Annotated in this window: 12 protein-coding genes; 9 read left to right on the top strand and 3 right to left on the bottom strand. The window is 61.5% G+C overall.

Annotated elements, in window-relative coordinates:
- Positions 1-41: 41 nt before the first annotated feature.
- From JQ624_RS10615 to JQ624_RS10650, 8 genes are all read left to right on the top strand, one after another.
- The gene (locus JQ624_RS10615) at positions 42-422 is read left to right on the top strand and encodes a carboxymuconolactone decarboxylase family protein (protein WP_212418832.1); all 381 of its coding nucleotides are present in this window, start codon (positions 42-44) and stop codon (positions 420-422) included.
- A 143-nt stretch (positions 423-565) separates the two neighbouring features.
- Positions 566-1,474 carry an NAD(P)-dependent oxidoreductase gene (locus tag JQ624_RS10620; protein ID WP_212418833.1) on the top strand — a complete coding sequence of 303 codons (909 nt, stop codon included), beginning with the start codon at positions 566-568 and terminating at the stop codon, positions 1,472-1,474.
- A gap of 104 nt (positions 1,475-1,578) precedes the next feature.
- A complete protein-coding gene (locus JQ624_RS10625) occupies positions 1,579-3,087 on the top strand; it encodes a L,D-transpeptidase family protein (RefSeq protein WP_283816909.1) in 1,509 nt (502 codons plus the stop codon).
- A gap of 566 nt (positions 3,088-3,653) precedes the next feature.
- Complete coding sequence (locus tag JQ624_RS10630; RefSeq protein WP_212418835.1) at positions 3,654-5,279, top strand: glycosyltransferase family 39 protein; 1,626 nt, start codon at positions 3,654-3,656, stop codon at positions 5,277-5,279.
- A 417-nt stretch (positions 5,280-5,696) separates the two neighbouring features.
- On the top strand, positions 5,697-5,867 hold the full coding sequence (locus JQ624_RS10635; RefSeq protein ID WP_212418836.1) for a hypothetical protein: 171 nt from the start codon (positions 5,697-5,699) through the stop codon (positions 5,865-5,867).
- On the top strand, positions 5,867-7,189 hold the full coding sequence (locus JQ624_RS10640) for an O-antigen ligase (RefSeq protein WP_212418837.1): 1,323 nt from the start codon (positions 5,867-5,869) through the stop codon (positions 7,187-7,189). Before JQ624_RS10635 ends, JQ624_RS10640 begins: the two co-directional genes overlap by 1 nt.
- Positions 7,190-7,269: 80 nt before the next feature.
- On the top strand, positions 7,270-8,277 hold the full coding sequence (locus tag JQ624_RS10645) for a glycosyltransferase (protein WP_312014415.1): 1,008 nt from the start codon (positions 7,270-7,272) through the stop codon (positions 8,275-8,277).
- Positions 8,271-8,891 (top strand): isoprenylcysteine carboxylmethyltransferase family protein, encoded by a 621-nt coding sequence (locus JQ624_RS10650; protein WP_212418839.1) that lies wholly within the window; start codon positions 8,271-8,273, stop codon positions 8,889-8,891. Before JQ624_RS10645 ends, JQ624_RS10650 begins: the two co-directional genes overlap by 7 nt.
- A gap of 352 nt (positions 8,892-9,243) precedes the next feature.
- Here JQ624_RS10650 and lysA read toward each other — a convergent pair whose 3' ends face one another.
- The 3 genes from lysA to argH form a co-directional block, all read right to left on the bottom strand.
- Positions 9,244-10,509 (bottom strand): diaminopimelate decarboxylase, encoded by a 1,266-nt coding sequence (gene lysA / locus JQ624_RS10655; RefSeq protein ID WP_212418840.1) that lies wholly within the window; start codon positions 10,507-10,509, stop codon positions 9,244-9,246.
- A 13-nt stretch (positions 10,510-10,522) separates the two neighbouring features.
- Positions 10,523-10,792, bottom strand: a complete 270-nt coding sequence (lptM, locus tag JQ624_RS10660) for an LPS translocon maturation chaperone LptM (protein WP_212418841.1) — start codon at positions 10,790-10,792, stop codon at positions 10,523-10,525.
- Positions 10,793-10,904: 112 nt separating this feature from the next.
- On the bottom strand, positions 10,905-12,302 hold the full coding sequence (gene argH / locus JQ624_RS10665) for an argininosuccinate lyase (RefSeq protein ID WP_212418842.1): 1,398 nt from the start codon (positions 12,300-12,302) through the stop codon (positions 10,905-10,907).
- Between the two features lie 112 nt (positions 12,303-12,414).
- Here argH and tlpA point away from each other — a divergent pair, with 112 nt between their 5' ends.
- The gene (gene tlpA, locus JQ624_RS10670; RefSeq protein ID WP_409334313.1) at positions 12,415-13,104 is read left to right on the top strand and encodes a thiol:disulfide interchange protein TlpA; all 690 of its coding nucleotides are present in this window, start codon (positions 12,415-12,417) and stop codon (positions 13,102-13,104) included.
- The last annotated feature ends 180 nt before the right edge of the window (positions 13,105-13,284 follow it).

Below are 13,284 nucleotides of genomic sequence, written 5' to 3' on the forward strand. Positions count from 1 at the left end.
CGTAACGTCCGCGCCGAACCGTAAAAATACGAGGAGACGTCATGGACCAGAAGACACACGACAAGGGACTGGAAATTCGCAAGGCGGTGCTCGGAGAGGCCTATGTCAACAACGCCCTGAAGAACGCCGACAGCTTCAACAAACCGTTCCAGGAACTCGTCACCGAATATTGCTGGGGCGCGGTGTGGGGCCGCGAGGAACTGCCGCACAAGACCCGCAGCATGCTCAACCTCGCCATGATCTCGATCCTCAACCGGCCGCACGAATTGAAGGCGCACATCAAGGGCGCGCTGACCAACGGCGTCAGCCGCGACGAGATCCGCGAGATCTTCATGCAGGTTTCGATCTATGCCGGCATTCCCGCCGGCGTCGACAGCTTTCGCATCGCCCGCGAAGTGTTTGCGGAGTTGGACAAGGGTTGAGCAAGGGTTGAGAGCGCGTCGAAACAGGAACAAACCGTTTCAACCGTCATTGCGAGCGAAGCGAAGCAATCCACCTCTCCGCGCAAAGAGAGGGTGGATTGCTTCGTCGCTTCGCTCCTCGCAATGACGAATGAGGAGACACCATGGAAATCGGATTCATCGGCCTCGGGAAGATGGGTTTTCCGATGGCGCGACGCCTGATCGAGGCAAAACATCAACTCACCGTGTTCGATACGCGGAAGGAAGCCGTCGACCGACTCGTCGCACTCGGCGCGCAAGCGGCATCATCGCCCAAGGACATCGCCGACCGCTGCGAGACCGTGCTGGCGAGCCTGCCGTCGCTGCAGTCCTCGCTCGAGGTCGCGACCGGCACCGGCGGCGTCATCGAGGGCAAGCGCGTAAAACGCTTCGTCGATCTCTCCACCGTCGGCTCGCAGATGGCGGCGAAAATTCACGGCCTGCTGGCGGCCAAGAACATCGTGCAGATCGACAGCCCCGTCAGCGGTGGGGTCGGCGGCGCGGAAAAGGGAACGCTGGCGGTGATGGCCTCCGGCCCGCGTGCCGACTACGAGGCGGTAAAGCCCGCGCTCGACGTGATCGGAAAAGTGTTCTTCATCGGCGAAAAACCCGGCTCGGCGCAGACGATGAAGCTTGCGAACAACTTCCTGTCGGCCACCGCGATGGTGGCGACGTCGGAAGCCGTGGTGATGGGCGTCAAGGCGGGACTGGATCCTGCCGTGATGATCGACGTCATCAACGCAGGTTCCGGCCTCAATACCGCCAGCCGCGACAAGTTTCCGCGCTCGGTACTGCCGCGCAGCTTCGATTTCGGCTTCGCCACCGGGTTGATGGTGAAGGACGTCCGGCTCGCGCTGGAGGAGATGAAATCGCTGGGGCTGTCGATGCAAGTCGCCGAAGCAGTTGGCAGGCTCTGGGAAGTCATCATCCGCGACGAGGGCGCGGAGTCGGATTTCACCGCGGCCATCAAGCCGATCGAAAAGGCGGCAGGCGTCGTGGTCGGCGGCGCGAAGGGCGGCCACACGGGTCGATGAGCGTTGGCGTAGTTCCAGGTTGGCAAGTCCAACCGAATGGCGTTACGTTCTGAATGCACTTGAGTAGAAGCTGGCGTTGACCCGATCGATCAGTTGGGACGCGAATGACGTCTCGTTGCGTACATCCGGAGTGCAGGCAGAAGCGGCTGCGGCCCGCTTATCTTGCCGTTGCGGGCCTGGCCGTGCTGATCGCGGCGGGAAGCGATGCGGGCGCCAGAAGCGGCCGGAGCGAACGCCCGATCGAATCCATTCAGTCGCGCAGCGCCGGCGAGCCGATCATGGCCATCGTTTCGCTCCGCAGCCAGCGGGTCACCGTCTACGACGCCAAGGGGTGGATTCTGCGGGCGCCGGTATCGAGCGGCACGAAGGGACGCGAGACACCCGCAGGCATCTTCAGCGTCATCCAGAAAGTGGAGGAGCATTACTCGAACCTGTATGACGATGCCTTCATGCCGCACATGCAGCGCATCACCTGGTCCGGCATCGCACTCCATGGCGGCGTCCTGCCGGGGCGCCCGGCGTCCCATGGCTGTATCCGGCTGCCCTTCGACTTCGCCGAACGCCTGTTCGACGCGACCACGATGGGCATGCGGGTGATCGTGGCGCCAACCGACGTGGAGCCCGTTGAGCTCGCCCACCCGCTTCTGTTCCAACCGAAACCCGGAGCCGCCGCCATTGCCGCCACCCGCACTGCCGAGGCGCAAGAGGCGACGAGGAAAGCGGCCGAGGCCCGAATAACCGCCGGGACGGCCCTGCGGGAGGCCACGCAGGCCAAGGCGCCGGTTCGCGCGGCGGAAAATCTTAAGCGCAGAGCCGAGGCGCAATTGGCAGCCGCCGAGACCAAACTTGGCTCTGGCATCTCGGCGGAGGCAAAGGAGCAGGCTGAGGACGCCAAGGCGCAGGCCATCGCCAAAATCGCGGAGTTGCAGCTGCAATGGGACGTCGCCAACGTGGATTTGCAACTGAGGCTCGATGCCGTCACGTCTGCGCGCGAAGCCGCCGCCGCCGCGGAGGCTGCGCGCGTCGCGGCAGCCGAGGCGGCCCGCCAGGTCGCACGCGAACTCGAGCCGGTATCAGTGTTGATCAGCCGCAAGACCCAACGGCTTTATGTCCGTCAAGCATTCAAGCCCATCCTTGAAAGTCCGGTCGCGATCGCAGACCCGGATCGTCCCATCGGCACGCATGTCTTCACGGCCTTCGAGCGCGCGACCGATGACGCCAAGTTGCAATGGAGCGTCGTCTCATTGCGCGGCGGACCTTCGCCGAATGGCACGGTTGAGCCGCTAGACCGGGCGCGCGGAAATGGTGGTCGCGACGTCGCGCCGGCGCCGACGGACCCGGACAGCGCAAAGGCCGTGCTCGACCGCATCGCCATTCCGCAGGACGTATTGGATCGCATCGTCGGCATTGCGCCGCGATCCTCTCTGATCGTCACGGACGAGGCGCCCAGTTCGGAAACCGGCAAGGGAACGGAATTCGTGGTGCTGTTGAGCGGCGAACCGCAAGGCGGCATCAAGAAGCGGCGACGCAGTCCGGGGAGCGACTTCCGCTACGCATACCCACGCAGCCAGCCTTTCTGGCGCTCGCCTTTCGGAAGTCCCTTCACCTGGTGAGCTTCTTCTTTGCGCGGCAACTCCGCTCAATGAATTCGAACCTCATCGAGCGCATCGGATAACCTGTCGAATCCACCCGAACTTGCTACGATGCCGAGTCTCTTGATGGCACCTAACTGACATGCCCGTTCGGTCTAGCGATGTCTGCAGTTGAGGACGGAGCGGACTGCGGGTCGCGCTCCCCAACACGGACGATCACGGCTGCTCTCACCAGGATCGGATCGAACAACGCTTTCAAAGGTTATTAAAAATTCCGAGCGCGCAAGGATAAGACCCATGATCACGAGCAGAGGCGCGACGGCGGGGAGTTTCTCTCCTGAGAACGCGGTGGGTAACTCGGAAAGCCGTTGCCGGATGTTGAAGGCCGGTGACTCGGGTGCCGGTGAACGCCAAGCCGCCTGTCCGCGGTTTGCATTTGAAATTTGTGCTACGTTATATTTGAAGACTACAAACGGCCACGCTTTGTTGCCTTTCGGCCGCAGGCGAAGCCCAGCAAATTCACAATATTCGCTGCGCCGTCAAACGTACCCTGATGCTGTCTTTTGCCCAAGGCTGGATCATCTGAAATGCAGATTGGCGGACTGGAGGAGCGTCCCGACAATATCGCTTTAGGGCCACCCGACACCGGCACCGAACGTTCGTTAGCTCTGCCGCTCCTTGACGTCGCCGGAAGGATATTTGCAGCACTTATAGATCCGAGACGCCAAAATCACGCCGTGCTCGGCGTGCTGGCAGTCTATGTCCTCGTCTGGACGCTCTATGCCGTGGTAGCGAAAAGTAGCCAGGATATTCATCCGGATACCGGAGAACTCTTAACCTGGTCGAATGAACTCGCACTCGGATACTGGAAGCATCCGCCGCTTGGCGTTTACGTCGTCAAGCTCTGGACCATGATATTCCCTGTCGCTGACTGGAGCTTTTACCTGCTTGGAACGATTAACGCCGCCCTGGCTCTCTGGTTGGCCTGGCGGCTCTCGGCTTCGCTCATGAGCGAAGAAAAACGTGTGATGGGCTTAGCCCTTCTGACGCTGGTGCCATTCTTCAATTTCCTGGCCCTGGACTACAACCACAATACCCTTTTGTTGCCGCTCTGGGCGATGACGGCTCTTTTTTTTCTAAGGTCGTTTAAGACCCGCCAGCTCGGTTACGCAGCGCTTGCAGGACTTGCAGCGGGACTAGCTATGCTCGGCAAATACTGGAGCATCATGCTGATTGTAGGACTTGTGTTGGCGGCATTGAGTGATGCGCGGCGGCGCGAATATTTTTGTTCTGCTGCACCGTGGATCACTGTGCTGGTCGGCGGCGCCGTCCTGGCTCCACACTGTGCTTGGCTGCTTCAAAACCATTTTGTCTCGTTAGATTACGCGAGCGGCATCCACGCCGGACGATCTGCTGTTGCTGTCGCCGTTTCGGCTTTAGCTTTTCTCTTGGCTGGTGCGCTCTACGTAAGTATTCCGCTTGCGATTGTGGCTTTTGCGCTACGTCCATCTAAAATTGTCGTCGTGGATTCAATTTTTCCTTCGACAGTTGATCGTCGATTTATTGCCCTCATGTTCTGGGCACCCTTGTTATTGCCGATTCCGATTGCGATTGCGGCACAATCCCGTTTGATCTCGACTTGGGCTATTCCGGCCATGACCCTTTTACCAGTTGTGTTACTCGGGTCTCCCTTGCTGACGCTTAAAACGGAAACTTCGATCAAGATTGTCGCATTAGCAATCGTTTTCCCATTTTTGGCGTTGCTCGTTGCGCCGCTGGTGGCATTGAATGTGTATCTGCACCCTAATGCAACCGGATCGTCCTACTACCGGCTCTTATCAATAGAAGTGCAACGCATATGGCGTGATCAAACTGATCGGCCGATAAGGCGGGTAGTTGGCGATCGCGCAGCTGCAGTCGGTACCGCATTCTACTCGGGAGATCATCCGGTCGTGAATCCTCATGACACGGCCTCAGGCGATTCGATGCGACGATTTTCGCCGTTGAACTTGGAGACCCAAGACGTTCGCCGTCAGGGTGTGGTGGCGGTTTGCATGGGAAATGTTTCGGAATGCGCCTGGCTCAGGCACATCCTGCCGTCAGCGGACCGGCTTCAGGAAGTTACCCTGGCGCGGCGATTTCTGGGCTGGAGCGGAAAACCTGCCGTTTTTTCCATCATCGCTTTGCCTCCAATTCCTGTTTCGGGGGACTGAAGAGGCCATTTATCTGCAAATCTTCAAAGCCTGTATTGAGAATGTTCAAAATCGAAACCCAACTGGCACGCAAAAACTCCCGCGCACAAATTGTTTCGCAGGATGTATTCGATACGGCTGTGCTTCGAAAACTGGATGAGCTCACAGGTCTGTAAGGAGGCCGTCAACCGAGGCGGCCCTCACGCTGAAAATGAGAGATGTTGCCGTAAGGTTACGCGTGGTCTTTTTTGCTGAATTGTCGCCCCAAAACCGCCTAAAAGCAAACCGGCGTTGTACTAAAGAGTTTGGGCCAGATAAACGTCGCCAGACGGGCCGACCGGCCTGAACCTTACGGCGGCCGCGGCGACAGCTGTGTCGCGCGCGTGGCGTGCTCCCGATTCGGGCGCTGCAGTGTTGAAACAGGAGCGCCGACCTCCGATGCAAGGGACCGTTTTCGATCTGCGTGAAAAGCGGATTATTGGTGCCGGCGGCCGAGGTCCGGAGGGGTCGTCGCCGGTTCGAAGGCTTGTCGCCGACGGCTGCGAGGTGGTCAGGGTCTACCGCGCAACCGTCGATCTGGCGACCCGTACGGCGGTCGACCAATCGTGATGGCGTTGCCGGCAAACCTTCTGCGACTGGCGCCAGTTACGGCATTGCTGATTTGCCTCTACGCTTTCGTTATCCCGCTCGGGACAACGCCGCCCTATTTCGCTTCGCTCGCGCTGGTGGGTCCGGCAGTTTCGATTTTTGTGGTGTGTCAGGAGGTGCGCGAGAACCGCATCCTCCAATGGAGCCTCGCCTGGGTTGCCGCCGTGTTGCTCTTCGCTGTCTGGGCTCACCTGGTGGGCGCGCCGGGAGACCACCTCACGCGCTCGGTGAGCTATTTCTTCATCAGCACAGCCCCATTTATTGCGATCTCGATCGCAATTGCGACGCGCGCCGTGCCATTTCGCACACTTGCTCTCGCAAGCCTGGCAAGCGGCCTTGCCGGCGGAGTGCTCCGACTGTTGTGGAGGGCCGATTGGTCGGCCGGGCTTCAACTCTTCGCCTCCTACTATTGGTGGGGCGGCGGCGCGAACCGCAACACCCTTTCAATCATCGCCGGCTTGATGATTCTGGCTGCGCTCAGCCTGGCTGTCTACCAAATCCTTGCGGCGACGCACCTCACGGGTCGCTTGGTGCGAGCAACCCCTTTCCTGGCCGTCGGCAGCCTGGCAGGCCTTGCGCTTCTCGCGATGACCAGCCGGACCAACCTGATCGCGACAACTGTGGGGCTTGCAGTTTGGACTATTGCCTGTGCCGGCATTCTGTTGCCTCAACGGCTGTGGAAAAAGGCGATGATCTTGCTTGCGGCGGCCATGCTTGGGACGGCGGCCATCATGCTGGCAGTGCTTTCCCTGGCTCAGCTCGGCATGCTCGGACCGCGGATAACCGACACAGAAAGCTACGACAAGCGATTGATGCTGTTTCGGTTGGCCGCCGAATTGATCGCGCAGAAACCCTGGCTGGGCTGGGGCCCGGACGTCGCGCCCCTGCTGCCGGCGCACGGCAGATGGGATTTCATACGCGCCGAGCAGGTGACCCACTTTCACAACGTTTATCTCGAGTTCACTCTAGGTATCGGAATTGTTGGAATTGGACTGTTCCTACTCCTTGTCAGCGCGATGGCACGCGACATTCTGACAACTCGGTCAAGTCAGCGCCTCGATATGTACGCGCTGGCAGCACTGCTTCCATTCGTGCTTGCTTCCTTCGCCTATTTTGCCGTGGTGGGAATGGCCGAAAGCATCAACAGGGTAAGGCTGGTGACCCAGAGCCTGATCCTTATCACCGGTTTCTTGCTTGCCCACGGTAGCATTGGCGCATCGATTGATCGTCTGCTCGCTTGCGACCGGCCGCGATCACCCGGCCAACTTGACGGGAGGTTGTAATCGCCGAGCCAGACATCCCAGTGCCTTGGCCACAGCCGAAGACTGCGGCGCTAGCTGCGCCCGGCGATATCGAACGTGCCGTGGTATGTATCACGACGGTCGGTCGTCTTGGCATGCTGGTCGACGCCATGAAGGCCTGCGCGGTGGCCACGCCACCTGCGGCAACCTTGATAGAATTGATCGTCGTGGACAACGATATCGCAGGAACGGCTCGTTCGACTGTCGAAAAGTTTGCCGCCAACAATCCCCTTCCGGTGACCTACGCCATCGAGCCGAGGCGCGGTCTCGCCGAGGCGCGCAATCGCGGGATTCAACTCGGGCTGGAACGAGGCGCGCGATGGCTGGCGTTTATCGACGACGATTCGCAACCTCACCCGGATTGGCTGGACCGGCTCGTGAGCGCGCTGCGCAGCGAAAGCGCGAAACTCGTCGGCGGTTCGAACATCTTCGAGGCTCCAAAGGCACCGATGACGGCCTGGCAGAAGTTCGTCTGCCAGGGTCTCGTGGACGGTTCATATCGGCGATATCGCCGACAGCGAGACCGCGTGGCCCGCGACAAGGTGACGATCGTCACCGGCAATTGGTGCGCCGACCTTCACTGGATTAAGGACAAGGCGTTACGCTTCGATCAGCGCTACAGTGCCACTGGCGGCGAAGATACGGCCTTCGATCGCAGCATGCGCGCCACCGGCGCGAAGGTCCTCTTTGTACCTGACTCGATCGTCGTCGAAACCGTCCCGGTCGCGCGCATCTCGCTTCGCTATCAGTTCAAGCGGCTCATGATGTCCAGTATTACCAAGTACAATCATTACCGTCGCGCCCGCGGACCAGCCTTTGCACTCGCGCGAGCTCTGCCTCAAGGCATTCTGGCCCTGCTAGCCGGCCCGCCCCTCTTCATTGTCAGCGCGATTCTGGCGATCGTCAGTCCTCGGCCTGGGGCGCTGTTTCTGGTGCGCACGTCGCGGCTTGTTGGCAAGAGCATTGGCGCCCTCGGCGGCGCTATTGGCCTTAAGTCCGAACTCTATAACGCCAATCACGGTTATGCGGATGAGGCGGACCAAGCCGCCAACCGGAGAAATGCATGGTAGCGCTGGCAGCCTTGCCCAACGTACAAATCGTTCGAAGGATCGTCCTAGCGGTCGGCGCGTTGTCCTTCGTGTTGGTGTGGGCGCTGACCTCTTCCGCTCATCCGGCTGGTAGTCCGGCGCGTGAAGCCATCAGGTGGATCGGGATCGCGGCAATCGTCATCTGCATTCTTGGGAGGACCTGGTGCACGCTCTATATCGGCGGCCGCAAGATTGCACAGCTGGTGACCATCGGCCCCTACTCCGTTTCCCGCAATCCTCTTTATTTTTTCGCCATTCTCGGTGCGGCCGGAATGGGTGTACAGCACGGCAGCGTGCTCACGGGCGCAGTCTTCTGCACGTTCACCTGGCTAGTGTTTCACGCGGTGATCTTGCGGGAGGAGAGCGTCCTGGCGAGTCTGCACGGCGCCATGTTTGAGAGCTACGTGCAATCCACTCCGCGCTTTCTGCCAAATCCTCGCCTGTGGCGCGACGTTTCTACTATCACGGTGATGCCGTCGAAGGTTATCCGGACGTTCGGCGACGGGCTGTTCTTTCTGATACCTATTCCACTGGATGTCGCAGTTGAGCGGCTGCAGAGCAATGGTACCTTGCCGGTTCTTCTGCGCCTGTTTTGAGACCGCAGCGTATCAAACACTGAAGTGCCGCGTTTCCGAGGCTTCGATCAGGGCAGCCTCGTTCGGCGGACGATCTTGAGCCCCAGGCGTCGCCAGGTCTTGGCGTTCTTTGAGAAGCGTGTCACCGTGCTTGGTTGGCAAGAAGCTTCTTGCCAACCTGAGCCGTCCGCAGATGGCACCTTTGAGGCCCTGACGATGTCCGTTTCAAGGGGAAGATCGTCGCAGCTCACACGCTGGCGGGCTTTGAGCGCCACTCTTGCGGCATTGCGAGGATGGGTGGAGCGAAGCGATACCCATCGGCTCTGTTGTGATGGGTATCGCTTCGCTCCCCCATCCTACGGGCTCTACGGAATCACAGCCAGGGCGCGGGCTTATCCATCGCGATCAGTTCCTCGACCTCGATGCGCGGGCGCACCACGGCATACTGGTCGTCCTTGACGAGGACTTCCGGCACCAGGGGCCTCGTATTGTAGAAGCCGGACTGCACCGCGCCGTAGGCGCCGGCGGTCATGATCGCGATGAGATCGCCGGCCTTGGGCTCAGGCAGCGCGCGGTCGAGGGCGAGATAGTCGCCGGTTTCGCAGACCGGTCCGACGACGTCGGCCGTGATCGTTCGCACACCCTTGGCCGGCTCGCGCACGGGCAGGATGTCGTGATGGGCTTCATACAGCGTGGGGCGGATCAAATCGTTCATCGCGGCGTCGATGATGATGAAGTTCTTGGCCTCGCCGGGCTTCACATAGATGACGCGGGAAACGAGAATGCCGGCGTTGCCGACGATCATCCGCCCGGGCTCGAACATCAGCGTGCAGCCGAGATTATGCGTCACCCGCTTGACCATCGCGGCATAGGCCGACGGCAAGGGCGGCGCTTCGCGGTCGGCGTGATAGGGGATGCCGAGCCCGCCGCCGAAATCGATATGCTCGATCCTGTGGCCGTCGGCGCGCAGCGTCTGCACAAAATCGGAAAGGATCCGGAACGCGGTTTCCATCTTGCTGAGATCAGTGATCTGGCTGCCGATATGCATGTCGGTGCCGGTCACCTCGATGCCCGGCAGCTTTGCCGCACGGGCATAGACTTCGCGGGCCCGTTCGATCGGAATGCCGAACTTGTTCTCGGATTTGCCGGTGGCGATCTTGGCGTGGGTGCCGGCATCGACGTCCGGATTGACCCGCAACGAAATCCGCGCGGTCTTGCCGGTCTCGACCGCGAGCCTCGACAGCAATTCCAGTTCGGGTTCGGATTCGACGTTGACGCAGAGAATGTCCGCCGCCAGCGCCGCGCGCAGTTCGGCCTCGGTCTTGCCGACGCCCGAGAACAGGATCTTGCTCGGCGGAATACCCGCCGCCAGTGCGCGCTTCAACTCGCCGCCGGACACCACGTCGGCCCCGGCCCCGAGTTTCGCCAGCGTGCGCAGCACCGACTGGTTGGAATTGGCCTTCATGGCGTAGCAGACCAGCGTCTTCTCGCCGGCAAAGGCCTCGGTGAAGACGCGGTAGTGGCGCTCCAGCGTCGCCGTCGAATAGCAATAGAACGGCGTGCCCACGGCATCCGCGAGTTCGGACAGGTTGACGGCTTCGGCGTGCAGCACGCCGTTGCGATAGTCGAAGTGATTCATGGCGCGCTCAGTCTCAGTCGAGCAGCGGATCGAGAACGAATTTCTTCTTGCCGCCTTTGGGAGCCGCGGGCGCCGCCTCAGACCCGTAGGTCGAATTGAAGACGCCGGGCTGCGCCGCGCGCTCGGCCTCGGTATCCGACGACGTGGCCTGGGCCTGTGGCGCCGCCGCGTTCGGCGGCAGGTCGAGCCCGGCCTTGCGTCCGCAGCCCCCGAGCGCGAGCGCGGTCACGCTCAACAGGATGATGGCCCATCCCGACGATGACGGGCGGTAGTTGCTGATCACGACGAAATCCCCAATGCGCGCCGCACCATACAAAGATTGCCCCAGTCTGGCGAGTGCCGATGGGCAACGGAAACCCAAGAAAAACCTAAGAAATTGCAGCGAAATTTTTTCCTCAGCCCAATTTTCGCTCTTTTTCCAGCCGTTTCAGCCAGGCTTTGGCCTGCGACAGCACGTTCTTCGGCGCGGTGCCGCCATAACTGGTCCGGCTCTTGACGGAGGCTTCCACCGACAGCACGCGCAGGGCGTCCGCCGTAATCTTCGGCTCGACCTCCTGCATCGCCTGCAGCGGCAGTTCGTGCAGCGCCACGCCCCGCTTCGACGCCAGGCCGACGATGCGCCCGGTGACGTGGTGGGCGTCGCGGAACGGCATTTTCAGCGTCCGCACCAGCCAGTCGGCCAGGTCGGTGGCGGTGGCATAGCCCTCGCCGGCGGCGGCCTTCATCCGCGCCTCGTCGGGGACGAGATCGAGGACCATGCCGGTCATCGCCCGAATCGCAAGCGAGAGCGCACTGAATGCCTCCATCGCGCCCTGCTTGTCCTCCTGCATGTCCTTTTGATAGGCGAGCGGCAGCCCCTTCATCACGATGAGCAGCGCGGTGAGCGCGCCGATCACCCCGCCGGTCTTGGCGCGCACCAGTTCGGCCGCGTCGGGATTGCGCTTCTGCGGCATGATCGAGGAGCCGGTGGTGAACTTGTCGGAGAGCCGCACCAGCCCAACCAGCGGCGAGGTCCAGATCACGATTTCCTCGGCGAAGCGCGACATGTGCACGGCCGCAATCGAGGCCGCGGACAGGGTTTCGAGCACGAAGTCGCGGTCCGATACCGCATCCAGCGAATTGGCCATCGGCCGGTCGAAGCCGAGCGCCTTTGCCGTCGCGAAGCGGTCGATCGGGAACGAGGTTCCGGCCAGCGCGGCAGCCCCCAGCGGTGATTCGTTCAGCCGCTTGCGGGCATCGGCCAAACGGCTGCGGTCGCGCGCGGCCATCTCGACATAGGCGAGCAGATGATGCCCGAACGTCACCGGCTGCGCGGTCTGCAGATGGGTGAAGCCCGGCATCACGGTCGCGGCATGTTCCAGCGCGCGGCTGGCCAAGGCATGCTGGAAGGCGGCGAGCGCCGCATCGGTCTCGTCGATCGTGTCGCGGACATAGAGCCGGAAGTCGGTCGCGACCTGATCGTTGCGGGAGCGCGCGGTGTGCAGCCGTCCCGCGGCGGGCCCGATCAGTTCGGAAAGCCGGCTCTCGACATTCATATGGATGTCTTCGAGCGCGCGCTTGAAGTCGAAGGTGCCCTTGCCGATTTCTGACAAAATCGTGTCTAGACCCTTGCCGATATTTTTCGCATCACTCGCCGTGATAATGCCTTGCGCCGCCAGCATCGCAGCGTGGGCCTTGGACGCGGCGATGTCCTGGGCATACATGTGCCGATCGACGTCGATCGAGACGTTGATTTCCTCCATGATCGCATCGGGACGCTCGGTGAACCGGCCGCCCCACATCTTGTTGCTCATGACTTCTCAAACCCTGCCATCTATATCGCCGAATCCGCTGCGAAACGCCGTGCCGGGTTCGGCCGTAACTCGACCGTAATCTTCGGCCCTGCATAGCCGTATCTGATACAGGATGACAAACGATATGCCCGAAATGCCCCCATCCCGCCCGGCCGCGACGCGCCGGATCCCGATCGCCATCGGCGCGGTGGTGGCCGTGGGCGTGATCGGATTGGGCGCGTTTTACGGGCTCGGCGGCTTCAAGCGCGGCGCCGGCGGCGATCCCTCCTGTAATGGAGCGGTCGAGCTGGCCCGCAAGATCGCGCCGCTGGCGCATGGCGAGGTGGCCGCGCTGACCATGGCGACGGCGCCCCTGCGGCTGCCCGACCTCGCCTTCGAGGACGCCGAGGGCAAGCCCCGAAAGCTGTCGGAATGGCGCGGCAAGACGGTCTTGGTGAACCTCTGGGCCACCTGGTGCGTGCCTTGTCGCAAGGAGATGCCGGCGCTCGACAGCCTGCAGGCCAAGCTCGGCGGCAAGGATTTCGAGGTAGTCGCCGTCAACATCGACACCCGCGACCCGGAGAAGCCGAAAAACTTCCTCAAAGAGGCCCATCTGACCCGGCTCGGCTATTTCGCCGACTCAAAAGCCAAGGTTTTTCAAGATCTTAAGAGCATAGGCAAGGCGCTGGGGATGCCGACCTCGATACTGGTGGACGGCCAGGGCTGCGAGATCGCCAATCTGGCGGGTCCCGCCGAATGGGCCAGCGAGGATGCGATCAAGCTGATCAAGGCCGCGATGGAGCCGATGAAGGCGGGGTCTTAGCCGTCTGCAGGTAGGCGGAGCACGTTCGCGCCCGTGCCCGATCTCAAGTGTTAGACCTCATCCTGAGGAGCCGCGCAGCGGCGTCTCGAAGGATGAATGGCACGAGCCGGGCCACATGGTTCGAGACGGCGCTTTCGCGCCTCCTCACCATGAGGGTCTGACAGTTTCTACGGGCTTTTT

Source organism: Bradyrhizobium sp. AUGA SZCCT0283 (assembly GCF_018130385.1).
Classification (GTDB): domain Bacteria; phylum Pseudomonadota; class Alphaproteobacteria; order Rhizobiales; family Xanthobacteraceae; genus Bradyrhizobium.